Annotated in this window: 15 protein-coding genes; 8 read left to right on the top strand and 7 right to left on the bottom strand. The window is 72.1% G+C overall.

The features are described 5' to 3' along the window. The first annotated feature begins 226 nt into the window (after positions 1–226). Positions 227–1,000, top strand: coding sequence for a protein phosphatase 2C domain-containing protein (locus AB0M76_RS10290; protein ID WP_365952464.1), 774 nt, complete (start codon positions 227–229; stop codon positions 998–1,000). A 26-nt stretch (positions 1,001–1,026) separates the two neighbouring features. Here AB0M76_RS10290 and AB0M76_RS10295 read toward each other — a convergent pair whose 3' ends face one another. The 5 genes from AB0M76_RS10295 to AB0M76_RS10315 form a co-directional block, all read right to left on the bottom strand. Beyond that, the gene (locus AB0M76_RS10295) at positions 1,027–1,467 is read right to left on the bottom strand and encodes a MarR family transcriptional regulator (RefSeq protein ID WP_365952465.1); all 441 of its coding nucleotides are present in this window, start codon (positions 1,465–1,467) and stop codon (positions 1,027–1,029) included. A 125-nt stretch (positions 1,468–1,592) separates the two neighbouring features. Further along, positions 1,593–3,989 carry an endopeptidase La gene (lon, locus tag AB0M76_RS10300; RefSeq protein WP_365952466.1) on the bottom strand — a complete coding sequence of 799 codons (2,397 nt, stop codon included), beginning with the start codon at positions 3,987–3,989 and terminating at the stop codon, positions 1,593–1,595. A gap of 135 nt (positions 3,990–4,124) precedes the next feature. Next, a complete protein-coding gene (locus AB0M76_RS10305; protein ID WP_365952467.1) occupies positions 4,125–4,877 on the bottom strand; it encodes a DUF4097 family beta strand repeat-containing protein in 753 nt (250 codons plus the stop codon). 85 nt (positions 4,878–4,962) lie between these two features. Continuing rightward, on the bottom strand, positions 4,963–5,343 hold the full coding sequence (locus AB0M76_RS10310) for a DinB family protein (RefSeq protein ID WP_365952468.1): 381 nt from the start codon (positions 5,341–5,343) through the stop codon (positions 4,963–4,965). 41 nt (positions 5,344–5,384) lie between these two features. Further along, a complete protein-coding gene (locus AB0M76_RS10315) occupies positions 5,385–6,362 on the bottom strand; it encodes a sulfurtransferase (RefSeq protein WP_365952469.1) in 978 nt (325 codons plus the stop codon). Between the two features lie 151 nt (positions 6,363–6,513). On the opposite strand from AB0M76_RS10315, the gene AB0M76_RS10320 reads away from it, so the two are divergent. Together AB0M76_RS10320 and AB0M76_RS10325 are read left to right on the top strand one after the other, a co-directional pair. Then, on the top strand, positions 6,514–7,014 hold the full coding sequence (locus AB0M76_RS10320; protein WP_365952470.1) for a DUF6232 family protein: 501 nt from the start codon (positions 6,514–6,516) through the stop codon (positions 7,012–7,014). After that, positions 7,011–7,355: a hypothetical protein gene (locus AB0M76_RS10325; RefSeq protein WP_365952471.1), complete on the top strand. Its 345-nt coding sequence runs from the start codon at positions 7,011–7,013 to the stop codon at positions 7,353–7,355. Before AB0M76_RS10320 ends, AB0M76_RS10325 begins: the two co-directional genes overlap by 4 nt. A 17-nt stretch (positions 7,356–7,372) precedes the next feature. On the opposite strand, the gene AB0M76_RS10330 is transcribed toward AB0M76_RS10325, so the two are convergent. Continuing rightward, positions 7,373–8,656 carry a hypothetical protein gene (locus AB0M76_RS10330; protein WP_365952472.1) on the bottom strand — a complete coding sequence of 428 codons (1,284 nt, stop codon included), beginning with the start codon at positions 8,654–8,656 and terminating at the stop codon, positions 7,373–7,375. Positions 8,657–8,834: 178 nt separating this feature from the next. Between AB0M76_RS10330 and AB0M76_RS10335 the strand changes: the two genes are divergently transcribed. Further along, a complete protein-coding gene (locus AB0M76_RS10335) occupies positions 8,835–9,431 on the top strand; it encodes a hypothetical protein (RefSeq protein ID WP_365952473.1) in 597 nt (198 codons plus the stop codon). Positions 9,432–9,901: 470 nt separating this feature from the next. Here AB0M76_RS10335 and AB0M76_RS10340 read toward each other — a convergent pair whose 3' ends face one another. Further along, entirely contained in the window at positions 9,902–10,561 is a 660-nt protein-coding gene (locus AB0M76_RS10340) for a TetR/AcrR family transcriptional regulator (protein WP_365952474.1), read from the bottom strand. A gap of 138 nt (positions 10,562–10,699) precedes the next feature. Between AB0M76_RS10340 and AB0M76_RS10345 the strand changes: the two genes are divergently transcribed. The 4 genes from AB0M76_RS10345 to AB0M76_RS10360 all read left to right on the top strand — a co-directional run bounded on the left by AB0M76_RS10345 (position 10,700) and on the right by AB0M76_RS10360 (position 18,665). Beyond that, a complete protein-coding gene (locus tag AB0M76_RS10345) occupies positions 10,700–12,469 on the top strand; it encodes a glycoside hydrolase family 3 N-terminal domain-containing protein (RefSeq protein ID WP_365952475.1) in 1,770 nt (589 codons plus the stop codon). Between the two features lie 214 nt (positions 12,470–12,683). After that, positions 12,684–13,424 carry a response regulator transcription factor gene (locus AB0M76_RS10350; protein WP_365952476.1) on the top strand — a complete coding sequence of 247 codons (741 nt, stop codon included), beginning with the start codon at positions 12,684–12,686 and terminating at the stop codon, positions 13,422–13,424. Further along, positions 13,421–14,500: a HAMP domain-containing sensor histidine kinase gene (locus AB0M76_RS10355; RefSeq protein ID WP_365952477.1), complete on the top strand. Its 1,080-nt coding sequence runs from the start codon at positions 13,421–13,423 to the stop codon at positions 14,498–14,500. Before AB0M76_RS10350 ends, AB0M76_RS10355 begins: the two co-directional genes overlap by 4 nt. Before the next feature lie 259 nt (positions 14,501–14,759). Then, entirely contained in the window at positions 14,760–18,665 is a 3,906-nt protein-coding gene (locus AB0M76_RS10360; protein WP_365952478.1) for a multifunctional oxoglutarate decarboxylase/oxoglutarate dehydrogenase thiamine pyrophosphate-binding subunit/dihydrolipoyllysine-residue succinyltransferase subunit, read from the top strand. Positions 18,666–19,389: the final 724 nt, after the last annotated feature.

Here is a 19,389-nt window from a genome sequence, read left to right on the forward strand (position 1 = left end):
ATGAGTTGGCAACCAACTCGGCGGGGCGCCACCAGAGGGCAGTCATGGGCGGGTGGTTGAAAGATCGATGGGGGCTTTGGCACTATGCCCGCCCACATCCCGCCGGGGGGCCGTGGAGCGCCTCGGACGACGGGCGGGTGGCGGCAGTCCCGTCGGTTCTGCATTGGTACGGACTTTTCGGTGCATCGCGGCCACCGGGCCCCTGCGGGGCGGGCAGAATGTCCGCATGCGCATCGACCTCGCCTCGGCCCCCGGCAACCCGGAACGCCCCAACGAGGACTGGCTATCGGCGGCGATACCCGCTGCGGGCGGCGGAGTCCTGGTCGCCCTGGACGGGGTCACCCCGCCGAGCGGCGAGGTGGGGTGCACGCACGGCGTGCCCTGGTTCGCGGCCCGGCTCGGGGGCCGATTGACCGAACTGTCCGGATCGCGGCGTGACATGCCGCTGGACGGGATCCTGGCGGAGGCGATCCGCGACACCGCCGACGCACACCGCGACACCTGTGACCTTTCTCACGTACGGACCCCGCAGGCGACCGTGGTGATGGCGCGCTGGGACGAGGCGTCCGTGGAGCACCTCGTGCTCTCGGATTCCGTACTGCTCCTCGAGGCGCCCGGGGGCGAGGTGACGCCGGTGCTCGACGACCGGCTGGACCGGATCCCGCGCGAGCTGCTGCGCACGCAGACCTCGGCGGACGCGCTGCGCAATGCGGAGGGCGGCTTCTTCACGGCGGCCGCCGACCCGGCGGTGGCCGCCCGCGCGGTGACGGGCCGGACCCCGCGCGAGCGGGTGCGGGCGCTGGCGGCGCTCACGGACGGGGCGAGCCGGTGGACGGACACGTTCCGGGAGGGCGACTGGGCGCAGTGCCTGGCCGTGCTCCGGAAGGAGGGCGCGCAGGGCCTGATCGGCCGGGTCCGCACCCTGGAATCCGACCCGTCCCGCCCCCTCGCCCGCGGCAAACGCCACGACGACGCCTCGGCCGCGTACGCGGAGCTGTAGCTGCTGCTGCTTCGGCCCCCGGGGGGCTACTCCCCGCCCTGGTTCAACTGGTTGAGAAGCCGCGCCAGTTCCGCGACCTCCCCCCGGTCCCAGTCGGCAAGCTTGCGCATGTACTGCTCGCGCCGGGCCCCCCGCACCCGCAGGAACCGCTCCCGCCCCTCGTCCGTGAGCCCGACCAGGAAGGCCCGGCCATCCGCCGGGTCCGGTTCACGCGCCACCAGCCCCAGCACCTCCAGCGCCCGCAGCTGCCGGCTCATGGTGGCCTTGCCGACCCCGAAGTACGCGGCGAGCTCGGTGGCCCGCTGTCGGCCCGCGGCCTCCAGGCGGACGAGGAGCCCGTACGCGGCGGGCTCCAGCTCGGGGTGCAGGGCGCGCGCCATCTCCCCGGAGGAGGCCCTGGCGCGCCGGAGGAAGACGGACAGCTCCCGCTCCAGCGCAAGGAACTCCTGGTCTTCACTACCGTGCACGTCCGCTCCCATCGGTGGTGTCCTGAGGCACCAGTATTTCGCAGCGGGTACGGCGACGGCCCGGGACCCCGCCGTAGAGGGGACCCGGGCCGTACACACGTGCGCCAGGCGGTACCGGGCCGGGATCAGGCGGCCGCGGCGACCACGGCCTCCGCCTGACTGAGCGCCAGTTCCAGGACCTGGCGTACGTCCGTCACCGGGTGCACCTCCAGCCCCTCCAGCACCTCGGACGGGACGTCGTCCAGGTCTGCCTCGTTCCGCTTCGGGATGATCACGGTGGTCAGGCCCGCCCGGTGCGCGGCGAGCAGCTTCTGCTTGACCCCGCCGATGGGCAGGACGCGCCCGGTCAGCGAGACCTCGCCGGTCATGGCCACGTCGGTCCGGACCTGCCGGCCCGACAGCAGCGAGGCCAGCGCCGTCGTCATCGTGATGCCTGCGCTCGGCCCGTCCTTCGGGACCGCGCCGGCCGGGAAGTGGATGTGCACGCCCCGGTCCTTCAGGTCGGCGACCGGGAGCTCGAGCTCCGCGCCGTGCGAGCGCAGGAAGCTGAGCGCGATCTGCGCGGACTCCTTCATCACGTCGCCGAGCTGCCCGGTCAGGGTGAGCCCGGCCGCCCCCGTCTCGGGATCGGCCAGCGAGGCCTCGACGAACAGGACGTCGCCGCCCGCGCCGGTCACCGCGAGCCCGGTGGCCACGCCGGGGACGGCGGTGCGCCGCTCGGCGGGGTCCTGTGCGGACTCCGGGACGTGGTGCGGGCGCCCGATGAGCCCCCGCAGCTCGTCGGCGCCGATGCGCAGCGGCAACTCCCGCTCCCCCAGCTCGTGCTGGGAGGCCACCTTGCGCAGCAGCCGCGCGATGGACCGCTCCAGGGTGCGCACGCCGGCCTCGCGGGTGTACTCGCCGGCCAGCCTGCGCAGCGCATCCTCCTCCAGGACGACTTCCTCGGCGCCGAGACCGGCCCGCTCCAGCTGGCGCGGCAGCAGGTGGTCGCGGGCGATGACGACCTTCTCGTCCTCGGTGTAGCCGTCGAGCCGGACGAGCTCCATGCGGTCGGCGAGCGCCTCGGGGATGGATTCCAGGACGTTGGCGGTGGCCAGGAAGACGACGTCGCTCAGGTCCAGCTCGACCTCCAGGTAGTGGTCCCGGAAGGTGTGGTTCTGGGCGGGGTCGAGCACCTCCAGCAGTGCGGCCGCCGGGTCCCCGCGGAAGTCCGACCCGACCTTGTCGATCTCGTCGAGCAGGACGACCGGGTTCATGGACCCGGCTTCCTTGATGGCCCGTACGATCCGGCCGGGCAGCGCGCCGACGTACGTACGCCGGTGGCCGCGGATCTCGGCCTCGTCGCGGACGCCGCCGAGGGCGACGCGTACGAACTTGCGCCCCATGGCGTGCGCGACGGACTCCCCCAGGGAGGTCTTGCCGACGCCGGGCGGCCCGACGAGCGCCAGTACGGCTCCGCCCCGCCGGCCGCCGATGACGCCCATGCCTCGCTCGGAACGCCGCTTGCGCACGGCGAGGTACTCGGTGATGCGGTCCTTCACGTCGCTCAGCCCGGCATGCTCGGCGTCGAGGACGGCCCGGGCCCCGCGGATGTCGTACTCGTCCTCGGTGCGCTCGTTCCACGGCAGTTCCAGCACGGTGTCCAGCCAGGTGCGGATCCAGGAGCCCTCCGGGGACTGGTCGCTGGACCGCTCCAGCTTGTCGACCTCCTTGAGCGCGGCCTCCCGTACCTTCTCGGGGAGGTCGGCGCCCTCGACGCGGGCCCGGTAGTCGTCGGACTCCTCGCCGTCCTTCTCCCCGTTGATCTCGCGCAGTTCCTTGCGTACGGCTTCCAGCTGGCGGCGCAGCAGGAACTCGCGCTGCTGCTTCTCGACGCCGTCCTGCACGTCCTTGGCGATGGACTCGGCGACGTCCTGCTCGGCGAGGTGGTCGCGGAGCCAGGAGATGGCCAGCTTGAGGCGTGCCACGGGGTCGGCGGTCTCGAGCAGCTCGACCTTCTGGGCCACGGTCAGGAACGGCGAGTACCCGGAGTTGTCGGCAAGAGCCGAAACCCCCTCGATCTGCTGGACCCGGTCCACGACCTGCCAGGCCCCGCGCTTCTTGAGCCAGCTGGTGGCGAGCGCCTTGTACTCCTTGACGAGCTCGGTCACCGACCCCGGCAGCGGATCGGCCAGTCTCTCGTCGACGCTCTCGCCCTCGACCCAGAGCGCCGCCCCGGGCCCGGTGGTCCCGGCCCCGATCCGGACGCGGCCGACACCGCGGATGAGCGCCCCGGGATCCCCGTCGGAGAGCCGCCCCACCTGCTCGACGGTCCCGAGCACACCGGTGCCGGCGTACTTCCCGTCGACCCGCGGCACGAGCAGCACCCGGGGCTTCCCGCTCCGGACCGCCGCCTGGGCAGCCTCGACGGCCCCCCGTACCTCGGCATCGGACAGGTCCAGCGGAACGACCATCCCAGGCAGCACGACCTCGTCGTCGAGCGGCAGCACGGGCAGGGTGAGCGTTACGGGCGTCGAAGCCATGATCTTCCCTCCGGCAGTGAAGTTGAGCTATGCCGACTCAATGCATGTGCGCCCCCCAATGTTCCCCAACACCCGTTCGCCCCGGGCGAACACGGATTCCGCCGGCGGCTGCGCCTGGAAGACCCGCAGCGGCGGTCAGCCCGCCGGGGTGATGCGGATGTCGCCCGAAGTGGTGTGGATCGAGAGGTGGGACGGGGCCTTCGGGGTGGTGGGGAGGGTGTCCTGGTTGCCCGACGTGGTGGCCGTCGTGATCTCGTACGGGGCCTGCGGGACGGTCAGCGTGACGTCGCCCGAGCTGGTTTCCGCCGTCGCCGAGGCCGGCGGCTTCGTGAACACGAGCCGGGCGTCGCCCGAGGAGGCGCGGACATCCGCAGTCGGGCCGGCCAGGCCGGTGGCAGTGACCGACCCCGACGACGTACGGACCTTCAGCGGACCGGCGATGCCCTCGGCCTTCACGTCGCCGGAGGAAGAGGCGAGGTCGGCCGCCGCCACACCGGCCACCGTGACGTTGCCGCTGCTGCTCTCCAGCTTGACCGTGGCCGAGGCGGGGACCTCCAGGCGGTAGTCGATGGAGCAGGCGTCGGAGCAGCCTTCCGTGAACGTGAGGACGCCTCCCGAGACCCGCTGGGCCGGCTTCGGTGCCTCGTCGCCCCGGTAGTGGACCGTCCGGTGGATCGTGACCCCCGGGCCGGTGCCGGGGGTCACCTCGATGGAGCCGCGCCGGGCGTCCTTCACCTCGACCGCCGTGACGGCCTCGGCGACCGTCGCGTCGGCGGTCGCCGTCTTCTGCTCGGTGTCCTCGAAGGTGCAGCCGGAGAGCAGCAATCCGGCGGCGAGGGCGACAACCACCGTCCGGCTGAAGCGGAATGACGTGATGGGGGAAGGCATGCGTATTACTTTGGTGCGCCGCCGGGCGTCTGCCGATGGGGGCCGTACCCGGCCTCGGGGTGGGGTTATCCCCCGCCGGCCGGGCTCAGATGCCGATCGCTCCGTCGATCCGCTCGCGCAGCAGGTCCGCGTGGCCGTTGTGGCGGGCGTACTCCTCGATCATGTGGATCAGCACCCAGCGCAGCGACACCTTCCCCCGCCACGCCTCGTCCTCGCCCTCCACGTCCAGGTCGGGCGCGGCGGCCGTGAACGACTCCGCGAACGCCACCTCGTCCCGCCAGGCCTCCCAAGCCGCCGCGACGGCGGCCGGGCCGGAGCCGGCCCCGTCGAAGTCGCCGTCCGGGTCCGCCGCCGACGAGAACAGGGCCGGCGCCTCCTGCCCGGCCAGGACCTGGCGGAACCAGCGGCGCTCCACCTCGGCAAGGTGCCGGACCAGGCCGAGCAGCGAGAGCGTGGACGGCTCCACCGACCGCAGGGACAGGGGCCCCGCCTCCAGGCCGGCGCACTTCAGCTCCAGCTCGCGCGCTGCGCTCCCAGGACGTCGGTGAGCATGACCCGCTCGTCGCCCGTCGTGGGCCCGGTGAACCGGTCCTCGGACGCTCCGAAGAACTGCCCCCGTCGGCCCGTGACTGCGGGCCGCTCCGGGCGCATGGCCCAGTCCGTCCACGAGCCGTCGTACACCGCCAGGGAGGAGTAGCCGGCCAGCGAGGCGCCCAGGGCCAGGACGCACGCCGTCACTCCCGAGCCGCAGCTGAAGTACAGCCGCTCCCGGTCTCCGGTCAACGCGGCGAAGGCCTCGCGGAGTTCCCCGGCGGGCCGCATCAGGCCGCCGTCCCGCTGGAGGTCCCCGAACGGCAGGTTCACCGCGCCCGGCATGTGGCCCCCGCGCAGCCCCGCCCGCGGTTCCGGGGCGGCGGCGGTGAAGCGTTCGCGCGTACGGGCGTCCAGTACGACCGCCGCCGGATCTGCGAGGGCCGCCCCGACCGCATCGGCGTCCACCAGCAGCCCCGTCCGCGGCCGGGCCGTGAACGATCCGCGCGGGCCCTCGTACGCAGGACCGCACGCCTCGACGGGCAGCCCGGCGGCGGTCCACGCAGGCAGCCCGCCGTCGAGGACGGCGGCCCGGTCGAAGCCCATGGCGCGCAGCATCCACCAGGCCCGCGCGCTGGAGTAGATGCCGGCGCCGTCGTAGACGACGACGGTGCTGGTGTCGTCGACGCCGAGCGCGCGTATCGCCTCCTCGAACGCGGCGGCCCGGGGCATGGTGTGCGGGGCGGGCGCGTCGTGGTCGGACAGGGCGCCGTCGAGGTCGAAGGGCCGCGCGCCCGGGATCCGCCGGTCCGCACCGCGGTGGGCGCCGACGGAGGCGTCGAACACGACGAGCCCCGGCTCGCCCAGCCGGGCGGCCAGCCAGTCGGCTCCGACCAGCGGTCCGGGCAGGGCGGCAGCAGCAGCAACGGCGTCGGCAGAGCGGGACGTGGTCATACGGCACCTCCGAGTGCGTCGGCGGGCCCGAAGACGAAGCGGGCCGTCGCACACATCCTCCTACGAGGGCCCCGCGCTCTTGCAAAGCGGCTTGCTGGGAAGTGAGTTGACGAGGATCCTGTGCCCTACACCAAGGCTTAGGGGGAGCCGTATGGCCAGGAGTGTCGCGACCGATGTCACCGTCAGCCGAAGAGTCCTCTGGATCGGCGCGGAGGCGTATCCGCTGAACAACATCGCCCGGGCGACCACGGTCAAGGTCGACCCCCCGCGCGGGCAGGCGATCGCACGCTTCATGAAATCCGTCGTGACCGTGATCGTCCTGGCGGTCGTCGCCCTCGTCGTGCTCCCGAACGGGTACCAGGACGCGGCGGCGCTCGGCGCGCTCGTGCTGCTCGGCCTCCTCGTGGTGCAACTGGGCGGCGTCATCCTGGCGAAGACGTACTACGCGCTGGTGATCGAGACCGCGGGCACGCCGAACACCGCGCTCGTCACCAACGACTTGGCGCTCGTCCACGACCTCGTCCGCATGATCATGGAAGCGATCGACAACCCGCAGGCCAGCTTCCATCAGCAAGTCAACAACTACATCGGCCAGATCGGCGACAACTTCAACGTCTTCGGCAGGGGCAACATCGGGAAGGTGGGCAATTGACCGGCAACGAGGACTTCCGGATCGGGCAGGTCGGCGACAAGTTCCAGGTCTACGGGACGAACAACATCGGCAAGATCGGCACGCAGAACAATGCGCCGCAGGACCCGCAGGCGGCCCTCCAGGAGCTCATCAGCCTGATCCAGGTGCTGCGGGGACGCGTTCCGGAGGGCGACCGCGCGGACCTGGACGAGTCCCTGGACACCCTCACCGAGGACGACGTGGAGCGCGGGGCGTTCCGCCGGGCGCTGGGACGCATCTCCGGCGTCGCCCAGCTGGTCGGCGAGGTCGGAGTCCCGGTGGCCGAGGCCGTCCGCCGGGTACTGGCGCTCTCCGGCATGTAGGAAACCGCCGCATCCGCTTACGGGCGGCAGCGCCCCGGCTGCGCGTAGACCGCGATCCGGGCGCCCCGGACCTCGTCCACCGAGCAGAGGTCGAAGTGCGAGGCCAGCGTCTGGCGTTTGACCGCCTCGCGGGGGTACGGGTCCAGCGGCTGGCCTGCCGGGTCCAGCAGGGCCACCACCCGCGGGGCATCCACCAGGCGGGTCCAGATCTCCGCGGTCGGGAGCTCCGCGCCCTGGAGGCTGTGCGAAGCCGCCGGGGTGCGGGCCAGGGCCAGGTCGCGCAGGCTCCCGTACACCTCCGGCGAGGACAGCAGCCACTCGCGCCGCCGCGACGGCATGAACAGCACGGCGTCCCCCGGCCGGGCCCGTTCCCGAACGGCGGCGGCCACCGCGAGCACGTCGTCCTTACGGCTCTCCGGGGTCCGCAGCCACACCGACCACCACCCGAACGGCACCAGCAGGGCGGCCACCAGCAGCCACGGCCACCACCCCCGCGCCGCCGCCAGCCGGGTCCCCGCGAGCAGGGCGAGCCCGGCCAGCGCGTAGAGCACGTACCGGTCGACGTACCAGGGGTGGACGAGGGAGACCGCCATCAGCAGCCCGGGCGGCAGCAGGGCCAGCGGCACCGCCACACGTACGAGCTCCCGCGGTACCGAGGCGCCCCGCGCGAGCAGCAGCACCGCGACCGCGACCACCCCGTACGCCGCCCAGTCCTGCCAGCTCGGCCGCCCGAGCCAGCCCAGCTGCTGCTCCGCCTGGCGGGCGCTCACCACGCCCAGCGGCAGCAGCAGGGCCGCCACCACCGCGGCGCTCCACCGCCAGCCGCGCGAACGCCAGGCGCTGACCCCGTGCGCGAGCAGGGCCAGTACGGCGAACTCGTGCAGCCAGCAGCCGAGCAGCAGGACCACGGCGTACGCGACCCACCGCTCGCGCAGCATCAGGTACGTCGCCCACACCACGGCCGCCGCGACGAGGGCGTACGAGCGGCCCTCCTGGGCGTACATCTGCACAGGCGGCAGCACGGCGTAGGCCACGCCGGAGCACAGTGCGGCCCGCTCCCCCGCGAGCCGGTGGGCAACGGCGGCAACCCCGGCGGCCGCGAGGGCGGTGGCGGCGACGGAGGGCAGGCGCAGCGCCCACAGGCCGCCGGCCTCCGGCCCGCCGCCGTCCCAGACCTGGAAGACCGCGTGCATCAGCAGGTAGTACAGCCCGTGCACGGCGTCGACCTGCCCGAGCAGTTCCCAGAGCCCGCCGAGCGGCCGGTGCGCGACCTGCCAGGTGACGGACTCGTCGCGCCACATGCCGGCGGGGCCGCCCGCGCCGCCGCGCTCCAGGCCCCAGAGGCCGAGGAGGAGGGCGAGCAGCGGCGGCAGCCGGCGCCAGGCGGCGATGCGGCGGATGTCGTCCTCCTGGTGCTATCCGTACGGGTGGTGCCGACTCCATACTCGGGGTCGGCCCGAAGACCTGCGGAGGTGGGGTGTGCGCGCGTTACGAGCGGTGGCTGGGGTGCTGCTGGGTGCGGTGGTCCTGAGCGGGTGCGGGTCGGGGGACGGCGGGTCGGACGACAAGGCGACCGCGAGTCCCTCCGGCGGCGGGAGCAGCAGCAATACTGCGTCCGCTTCGGCGCAGCCGTCCCCCGGACCCGGTTCGAGCGCGACCGCCGAGCCGCCGGGGCAGCAGCCGACGAGTACGCCGACGGCCTCGTCCGTGCCCGTTCCCCCGGGGCCCTCCTCGGCGCTGGAGCGCCTGGTCGCAGTCACGCGGACCGGGGGGTTCGCCGGGAGGACGAGCACTCTGCTGGTCAAGGGCGACGGCTCGTGGACCCGGCTGGACGGGCAGGCGCGCCCGGCCGGCACCGGGAAGCTGCCCGCGGACCGGGTCGAGAAGCTGCGCGCCGCGCTCCGGCAGGCGGACTTCGCGCACCTGCCCCGGGTCCCGAAGGGCGGGGCGACGATCTTCGACGGGTTCTCCTACACCTTCGTGCACGGCGGCTACGAGGTGGCCGCCGAGCAGGGGTCGCTGACGCCGGGCCTGCAGAGCGTGCTGGACGAACTGCCCCCGTTCGAGGCGGGGTAGGCAGGCTCGGGGTGGTCCGGCCCGGGGTGGTCCGGCTCGGCAGGGCTGCTTTGACTTTCCCCAGGTCGCGGCATTGACTGAAGGAAGAGCGACTACGGCAACAGAGGTCTGCCGGGACGCCCCGCGGGAAAGGTCGCGGCCCATGTATCGCAGACGTTCGAACGTGGTTGCGCGCATGCTCCCCGTCCTCGCCGCGGCTGCGTTGTCCCAGGTTCTCGCCGTGGGGGGATTCACCGCCCAGGCCTCACCGCTTCCGGCCAAGGCCGTGGTGGCGGCTGCTCCGGATTTCACCTGCCTCGCCGGTGACGAGCCTCATGGGCAGGACTGCCGCAAGGGACACGGCGAGGGTTGTCCTCCGCTCCGGCCGATCCCCGATGACCCGCCCGCACCGCAGGTGCCGCCCGCACCGCAGATGCCGCCCGGCACACGAGCGCACCAGCACACCTGATGACACAGCAGCCGGAGCAGCCCTAGGGGGTGTCCGGCAGGCCCGTTCCCGACGCCGAGATCCCGCGCAGTTGCCGGTCGAGGTATCCGTGCAGCCGGTTCGGCATGTCCACGGCCTCGGGGGCCAGGACCCACTGGATCTGCAGACCGTCCATGACGGCGAGGGTCTCGCGGGCCACGGCCTCGCAGTCGGTGCCGGGCCGGAGCTCGCCGCGGGCGACGCCCGCCTCCAGCAGCCGGACGTTGTGGGCAAGCACCCGGGCGTAGCGCTCCGTGAAGTACTCGTGCGCGGGGTGGCCGGCGTTGCCGGATTCGCCGACCAGCGTGTTGTACATCCGTACGAGGCCGGGCCGGCGGGCGTTGTCCGCGGCCAGGGCGACGACGGTGGCGTAGTACGCGGCGACGGACTCCTCCGGCCCGCTGAACAGGCGCTCCACGTCGTGCTGCTCGCTCTGCGCCAGCACCGACAGGAGCAGGTCCTCCTTGCTGCGGAAGTGGTGCAGCAGCCCGCCCTGGGTGATCCCGCAGTCGTTGGCGATGCGGGCGAGCGAGGAGGCGTGGAAGCCCCACTGCGCGAAGTGCTCCACCGCGGTGTCGAGGATCTTCGCGCGGCGGGCGTCGCCCACCGCGTAGGTCCCGCGGCCGGTGGCCTTCGGGGCGGTCCGCTCCTTGTCCTGTGCCATGCCGCCCACCCTAGGCGCTGTCATTTCCGGCCTCGCGAGGGCGTGATTCAGGTCACTTTTCCAAAACCTAGTGGGTACACGGTTTTCGCGCTTACGGTGAGCACCCTCCGCCGGACCGCACCCAGGAGCCGTACGCCGATGAACGCCACGCCCGACGCCAGCCCCGCGTACAAGGACGCCGCTCTCCCGGTGGACCTGCGCGTGGCGGACCTGCTCTCCCGGATGACGCTGGAGGAGAAGGCAGGCCAGCTCTTCCACTCCATGCTGATGATGAATCCGGACGGCACCCCGGTCACCGAGACCGACGGCTCGATGCTCCCGTTCACCACGCCCGAGCTGGTCGGGGACCGCTTCGTCAGCCACTTCAACCTGCTCGGCACATACGGCGCCCGCGAGATGGCGCAGTGGCAGAACGCGGTGCAGGAGATGGCCGCGGCCACCCGTCTCGGCATCCCGGTCACGCTCTCGACCGACCCGCGGCACGCCTTCACCGACAACGTCGGCGCCTCCTTCAACGCCGGCGCGTTCTCCGCCTGGCCGGAGGCGCTGGGCCTGGCCGCGATCGGCGACCCGGAGCTGGTCTTCCGCTTCGCGGACACCGTCCGCCGCGAGTACCTGGCCGTCGGCTTCCGTGTCGCCCTGCACCCGCAGATCGACCTGGCGAGCGAGCCGCGCTGGGCCCGCCAGACGGGCACGTTCGGCTCCGACGCGCGGCTGACGGGCGAGCTGGTGCAGGCGTACGTCCGCGGGCTCCAGGGCCCGGAGCTCGGCCCCGAGTCCGTCTCGGCGATGGTCAAGCACTTCCCGGGCGGCGGCCCCCAGAAGGACGGCGAGGACCCCCACTTCGCGCACGGCAAGGAGCAGGTCTACCCGGGCGGGATGCGCGAGCACCACCTGGAGCCGTTCCGGGCGGCCGTCGCGGCCGGCTGCGCGCAGATGATGCCGTACTACGGCCAGCCGATCGGCACGGACTGGGAGGAGGTCGGCTTCGGCTTCAACAAGGGCGTGGTCACGGGCCTGCTCCGCGAGGAGCTGGGCTTCGAGGGGATCGTCTGCACCGACTGGGGGCTGCTCAACGACGCCTCGATCTTCGGCGAGGTCCACCCGGCGCGGGCCTGGGGCCTGGAGCACCTGACGGTCGCCGAGCGGGCGGCCCGTGCGCTGGACGCCGGGGCCGACCAGTTCGGCGGGGAACAGTGCCCGGAGGTGATCGCGGACCTGGTCCGCTCGGGCCGGATCGCGGAGTCCCGGATCGACGCGTCGGTGGCCCGGCTGCTGCGGGAGAAGTTCGTGCTGGGCCTGTTCGAGAACCCGTACGTGGACCCGGACGCGGCGGCGGAGACGGTGGGCCGGGCCGATTTCGCGGCGGCGGGGGCGGCGGCCCAGCGCCGCTCGCTCACGGTGCTGACCAACCGCGGCGGGCTGCTGCCGGTCCCCGAGCGCCCGAAGCTGTACGTGCAGGGCGTGGACGAGGCCGTCGCGGCGGGGTACGGCGAGGTGGTGTCCGAGCCGGGGGCGGCGGATCTGGCGGTGCTGCGGCTGCGCACCCCGTACGAGCCGCGGGAGAACATCTTCGAGTCGTACTTCCACTCGGGCTCGCTGGCCTTCGCAGAGCCGGAGCTGTCCCGGATCCTGGCCGTCCTGGACTCCGTACCGACGCTGGTCTGCATCAATCTGGAGCGGGCGGCGGTCATCCCGGAGATCGCCGGGCGGGCGGCGGCGCTGATCGCGGACTACGGCGCCGAGGACGCCGCGCTGCTGGACGTGGCGTTCGGCCGGGCCGTGCCCGAGGGGCGGCTCCCCTTCGAGCTGCCACGGTCGATGGCGGCGGTGGAGGCCTCGCGGCCGGATGTGCCGAACGACACCCTCGACCCCGTTTTCGAGCACGGACACGGGCTGGCCCTGTAGGGGGTCGACAAAAACGCGCGGTGGCCGACGATCACCGCGCACCGGGTGGCCGTGCCGTGGGGGGACGGCCACCCGGCATCACCGCCCATATCCCCATTCCCGCCATAATCGGAACCACCGCTTCCGCTGTTTTCCCTGTCTGAACCCCGCATAGCCGCAGGCCGGTGGCTCCTCTACGCTGCACCCCTACCACGCGGATCTTCAGGGGCGGGAAATGGAACAGACACACACCACCCACAGCGGCGCCGCGGCCACCCCCGGCGCTCAACGGCGCGTGCTCGTGGTCGAGGACGACCGCACGATCGCCGACGCCATCGCAGCCCGGCTGCGCGCCGAGGGCTTCCAGGTGCAGACCGCCTTCGACGGTCCGGCCGCCGTCGCCGCGGCCGAGAGCTGGCAGCCCGAGCTGCTGGTGCTCGACGTGATGCTGCCCGGCTTCGACGGCCTCGAGGTCTGCCGCCGGGTCCAGGCGCAGCGGCCGGTGCCGGTGCTGATGCTCACCGCGCGCGACGACGAGACCGACATGCTGGTCGGGCTCGGGGTCGGCGCGGACGACTACATGACGAAGCCGTTCTCGATGCGCGAGCTCGCGGCGCGGGTCCATGTCCTGCTGCGGCGCGTGGAGCGGGCCACCCTGGCCGCCACCGCCCCGCGCGGGGCCACGCTGCGGCTGGGCGATCTGGAGATCGACCACGCGCAGCGCCGGGTCCGAGTACAGGCCGAGGACGTACACCTGACGCCGACCGAGTTCGACCTGCTGGTGTGCCTGGCCGGCACCCCGCGGGCGGTGCTCTCCCGGGAGCAGCTGCTCGCAGAGGTGTGGGACTGGGCCGACGCGTCCGGGACCCGTACGGTCGACAGCCACATCAAGGCCCTGCGCCGCAAGATCGGGGCGGAGCGGATCCGTACGGTCCACGGCGTCGGGTACGCCCTGGAGACCCCGGCCCAGGCATGAGCGGGGGGCGCCCGCCGGGAGGGCTGAGGCCGTTCTCCCCGTTCTCGATCAAGACCAAGCTGGGCACGCTCGTCGTGATCTCGGTCTTCATCACGACGGGCCTGCTGATGGTGGCCCTGCGCACGGACACCGAGCTGCGGTTCATCACGGTGTTCTCGGTGATCGCCTCGATGCTGATCACCCAGTTCGTGGCGCACAGCCTGACGGCGCCGCTGGACGACATGACCCGGGTGGCCTGGGCGATATCCCACGGGGACTACACGCGCCGGGTGCGCGGGGCCGGGCGCCGCGACGAGCTGGGCGACCTGGCCTCCACGATCAACCTGATGGCGGACGACCTGGAGGCCGTGGACCGGCACCGCAAGGAGCTGGTCGCCAACGTCTCGCACGAGCTGCGCACGCCGATCGCGGCGCTGCGGGCGGTGCTGGAGAACGTGGTGGACGGGGTCTCCGAGGCCGATCCGGAGACCATGCGGACGATGCTGAAGCAGACCGAGCGCCTCGGCCGGCTCGTGGAGACCCTGCTGGACCTGTCCCGGGTGGACAACGGGGTGGTTCCGCTGAAGGCCCGCCGCTTCGAGGTGTGGCCGTACCTCTCGGGGGTCCTGAAGGAATCCGGCCTCGCGGCCGCCGGCCGGCCGGGCCTGCTCTCCGGCTCCGGCGGGCACACCCGCAACGACGTCCACCTGCACCTGGACGTGTTCCCGCCCGAGCTCACGGCGTACGCGGACGCCGAGCGCCTGCACCAGGTGGTGGCGAACCTGATCGACAACGCGGTCAAGCACAGCCCGCCGCACGGCAGGGTCACCGTCCGCGCCCGGGCCGGCGACGCACCCGGCAGTCTCGCGCTGGAGGTACGGGACGAAGGCCCCGGCATACCGGAGGCGGAGCGGCACCGGGTCTTCGAGCGGTTCAACCGGGGCAGCGCGAACGGCGGCGACGGCGGTACCGGACTGGGCCTGGCCATCGCCCGCTGGGCCGTCGGCCTGCACGGAGGGCATATCGGGGTGGCCGAATCATCACGCGGCTGCCGGATCCTCGTCACGCTTCCGGGCAGCTCCCAGGCGTCACATTGACGTAGGGTTCGAGTGGGTAGGACATGATCTCGGCCACACGTGCCCGGGGTCCGTCAGGGGTGCGAAGCCATGGGGGCCGCAACCACGGTGCCCCCTACCCGAACCAGGCTGGTTTCCCGCCATTCAGAGCGGCGAAACCCGCCGTTCGGTGTGACCTACATGACGTAAGTCCCGCCCGGTCTGCATCCAGCGGTCAGGGAGGCGTAGCCTTTATTCCCGCTGTCCATACCTTGTGAAGCGGAAGAGGGCGGTTGCCGCCGTGTCGCCACAGTCCCCCAGTAACTCGAGCACCACGACCGAAGCAGAGGGCGGGAAGACCCCTGCCTCAGGCTTCGGCGCCAATGAGTGGCTCGTCGACGAGATCTATCAGCAGTACCTCCAGGACCCGAATTCGGTCGACCGGGCCTGGTGGGACTTCTTCGCCGACTACAAGCCGGGGGGCACTGCGTCTCCGGTGAAGCCGGACGAGCCCAAGAAGTCCCCGACGACGGACGGCGCCTCCGCACAGGCCGCCCCTGCCGTCGCCCCACAGGTCTCCGACGCCGCCGCCACGGGGGCGGCGAGCGCCGCCGCGCCCTCTCCTGCCGCCGCGCCCACGCCTGTGTCAGCTCCTGCCCCTGCTCCTGCCACCCCCTCTGGTGCCCCTGCTGTGACTGTCACCTCCCAGGCCCAGGCCGCCGCACCGGCCGCCGCAGCCCCTCAGGCTCCGGCTCCGGCTCCGGCCTCCGCCGCCCCCGTCGCCGCCCAGAAGCCCGCGCCCGCTGCCGCGCCCACCGCTGGGGCCCCTGCCGGCCCCGAGCTGGTGACGCTCCGCGGCCCGGCCGCCGCGGTCGCCAAGAACATGAACGCCTCCCTCGACGTCCCGACGGCCACGTCCGTCCGCGCCGTCCCGGTGAAGCTGCTGTTCGACAACCGCATCGTCATCAACAACCACCTGAAGCGCGCCCGGGGCGGGAAGATCTCCTTCACCCACCTCATCGGCTACGCGATGGTGCAGGCCATCAAGGCCATGCCGACGATGAACCACTCCTTCGCGGAGAAGGACGGCAAGCCCACCCTGGTCAAGCCGGAGCACGTGAACTTCGGCCTCGCGATCGACCTGGTGAAGCCGAACGGCGACCGCCAGCTCGTCGTCGCCGGCATCAAGAAGGCCGAGACCCTCAACTTCTTCGAGTTCTGGATGGCCTACGAGGACATCGTCCGCCGCGCCCGTGTCGGCAAGCTGACGATGGACGACTTCACCGGCGTCACCGTCTCGCTGACCAACCCCGGCGGCCTGGGCACCGTCCACTCCGTGCCCCGCCTGATGCCCGGACAGTCGGTCATCATGGGCGTCGGCTCCATGGACTACCCCGCCGAGTTCCAGGGCACCTCGCAGGACACCCTGAACAAGCTGGGCATCTCCAAGGTCATGACCCTGACCTCGACCTACGACCACCGGGTCATCCAGGGCGCGGCCTCCGGCGAGTTCCTGCGCATCGTCGCGAACCTGCTGCTCGGCGAGAGCGGCTTCTACGACGACGTCTTCGAGGCGCTGCGCATCCCGTACGAGCCGGTCCGCTGGAACCGCGACATCGACGCCTCGCACGACGACGACGTCACGAAGGCCGCCCGCGTCTTCGAGCTGATCCACTCCTACCGGGTCCGCGGCCACGTCATGGCCGACACCGACCCGCTGGAGTACAAGCAGCGCAAGCACCCCGACCTCGACATCACCGAGCACGGCCTCACCCTGTGGGACCTGGAGCGCGAGTTCGCGGTCGGCGGCTTCTCCGGCAAGTCGATGATGAAGCTCCGCGACATCCTCGGCGTGCTGCGCGACTCGTACTGCCGCACCACCGGCGTCGAGTTCATGCACATCCAGGACCCGAAGCAGCGCCGCTGGATCCAGGACCGCATCGAGCGCCCGCACTCCAAGCCGGAGCGCGAGGAGCAGCTGCGCATCCTGCGCCGCCTGAACGCGGCGGAGGCCTTCGAGACCTTCCTGCAGACGAAGTACGTCGGCCAGAAGCGCTTCTCCCTGGAGGGCGGCGAGTCCGTCATCCCGCTGCTCGACGCCGTCATCGACTCGGCCGCCGAGGCCCGCCTCGACGAGGTCGCGATCGGCATGGCCCACCGCGGCCGCCTGAACGTGCTCGCCAACATCGTCGGCAAGTCGTACGCGCAGATCTTCCGCGAGTTCGAGGGCAACCTCGACCCGAAGTCCATGCACGGCTCCGGCGACGTCAAGTACCACCTGGGCGCCGAGGGCACCTTCACGGGCCTGGACGGGGAGCAGATCAAGGTCTCGCTCGTCGCCAACCCCTCGCACCTGGAGGCGGTGGACCCGGTCCTGGAGGGCGTCGTCCGCGCCAAGCAGGACGTCATCAACAAGGGCGGCACGGACTTCACCGTCCTGCCCGTCGCCCTGCACGGTGACGCGGCCTTCGCCGGCCAGGGTGTCGTCGCCGAGACCCTGAACATGTCGCAGCTGCGCGGCTACCGCACCGGCGGCACCGTCCACGTCGTGATCAACAACCAGGTCGGCTTCACCGCCGCCCCGGAGTCCTCGCGTTCCTCGATGTACGCGACCGACGTGGCCCGCATGATCGAGGCGCCGATCTTCCATGTGAACGGTGACGACCCGGAGGCCGTGGTCCGCATCGCGCGGCTCGCCTTCGAGTTCCGCCAGGCGTTCAACAAGGACGTCGTCATCGACCTCATCTGCTACCGCCGCCGCGGTCACAACGAGTCGGACAACCCGGCGTTCACGCAGCCGCTGATGTACGACCTGATCGACAAGAAGCGCTCGGTGCGCAAGCTGTACACCGAGTCCCTCATCGGTCGCGGCGACATCACGCTGGAAGAGGCGGAGCAGGCGCTCCAGGACTTCCAGGGCCAGCTGGAGAAGGTCTTCGCGGAGGTCCGCGAGGCCGCCACGTCTCCCGCCGCCGGCGCCCCGGTGACGCCCGCGCAGACCGCGCAGGAGTTCCCGGTCCCGGTGATCACCGCGATCTCCCAGGACGTGGTGAAGCGGATCGCCGAGTCCCAGGTCAACGTCCCGGACCACGTCACCGTGCACCCGCGTCTGCAGCCGCAGCTGCAGCGCCGCGCGGCGATGATCGACGAGGGCACGATCGACTGGGGCATGGGCGAGACCCTGGCCTTCGGTTCGCTGCTGATGGAGGGCACCCCGGTCCGCCTGTCGGGCCAGGACTCCCGCCGCGGCACCTTCGGCCAGCGCCACGCGGTCCTCATCGACCGGGAGACGGGCGAGGACTACACCCCGCTCCAGTACCTCTCGGACGACCAGGCCCGCTACAACGTCTACGACTCGCTGCTCTCCGAGTACGCGGCCATGGGCTTCGAGTACGGCTACTCGCTGGCCCGTCCGGACGCGCTGGTCCTCTGGGAGGCCCAGTTCGGTGACTTCGTCAACGGCGCGCAGACCGTCGTCGACGAGTTCATCTCCTCGGCCGAGCAGAAGTGGGGCCAGACCTCCGGCGTCACGCTGCTGCTGCCGCACGGCTACGAGGGCCAGGGCCCGGACCACTCGTCCGCGCGTCCCGAGCGCTTCCTCCAGATGTGCGCGCAGGACAACATGACGGTCGCGATGCCGACCCTGCCGTCGAACTACTTCCACCTGCTGCGCTGGCAGGTCCACAACCCGCACCACAAGCCGCTCATCGTCTTCACCCCGAAGTCGATGCTGCGTCTGAAGGCGGCGGCGTCGAAGGCGGAGGAGTTCACGACCGGCTCGTTCCGTCCGGTCATCGGTGACTCGACGGTGGACCCGTCCGCGGTCCGCAAGGTCGTCTTCTGCGCGGGCAAGGTCTACTACGACCTGGAGGCCGAGCGGGAGAAGCGCGGCATCACCGACACGGCGATCATCCGCATCGAGCGGCTGTACCCGCTGGCCGGCGCCGAACTCCAGGCGGAGATCGCCAAGTTCCCGAACGCGGCGAAGTACATCTGGGCCCAGGAGGAGCCGGCGAACCAGGGTGCGTGGCCGTTCATCGCGCTGAACCTGATCGACCACCTCGACCTGGCCGTCGGCGCGGAGGTCCCGGCCGGCGAGCGCCTGCGGCGCATCTCGCGCCCGCACGGCTCGTCCCCTGCGGTGGGCTCTGCGAAGCGCCACCAGGCGGAGCAGCAGCTGCTGCTGAACGAGGTCTTCGAGGCGTAAGCACTGCGCTAGCTCGAACGACGGAAGGCCCGGCACCCCGATGGGGCGCCGGGCCTTCCGGCTGTGGCGGGGCGGGGGCTTTGGCCCCTCTCCCCACCGCCCCTTCCGGCTGTCCCCTGGGCGCTTCGCTTGCTCGGTGCCTTCACCCCCCTCTCACCACCACCGCCGGGCAGTGGTTGTCCACCCGCCCCCACCGGCGGCGAGGCGGGGCGCGGTGGATCGCCGGGCAGGGTCGCCGGGCAGGGTCGCGGGCAGCGGGATTCCGCTGAGCCAAGTCGGCCGGCGGGCCGGCGGTGTCGGGGTTCGGCACCCAATCACCCGGGATCAGGGAGGGTTTGGGGGTTTCCCGTCAGTCTCATCGTCTCTCCGGTCCGAGCCGCCCTGTCAAGGGCGCTCCCTACGGTCGCGTCGCTACGCGATGGCCTTCGGCCACCCTGGACAGACCGTCCCGGCCCGGACATACGAAGACTGCCGGGAAGCCCCCAAAAGAACGGCACGGGTCAGAGTGCAATGAGCGGGGAGATCAGGGAGCGGCTGCCGTGTTCCCGGGCCCGGCCAAGGCCCACCACCCCGGCCGGGAAGGGCTGGGGCGGTGGGCATCAGGCAGACTTCCCCCCCCGGGGCCCACGGGCAGACAATTCCGAGTCGGTGGCGGCTCTACCTGCACGAAACAGCGACCAGCAGCCCATCGGGAGCCGCCGATCGCGCCAGATCGCTACGCGCT

The organism is Streptomyces sp. NPDC051364, assembly GCF_040682115.1.
GTDB lineage: Bacteria > Actinomycetota > Actinomycetes > Streptomycetales > Streptomycetaceae > Streptomyces.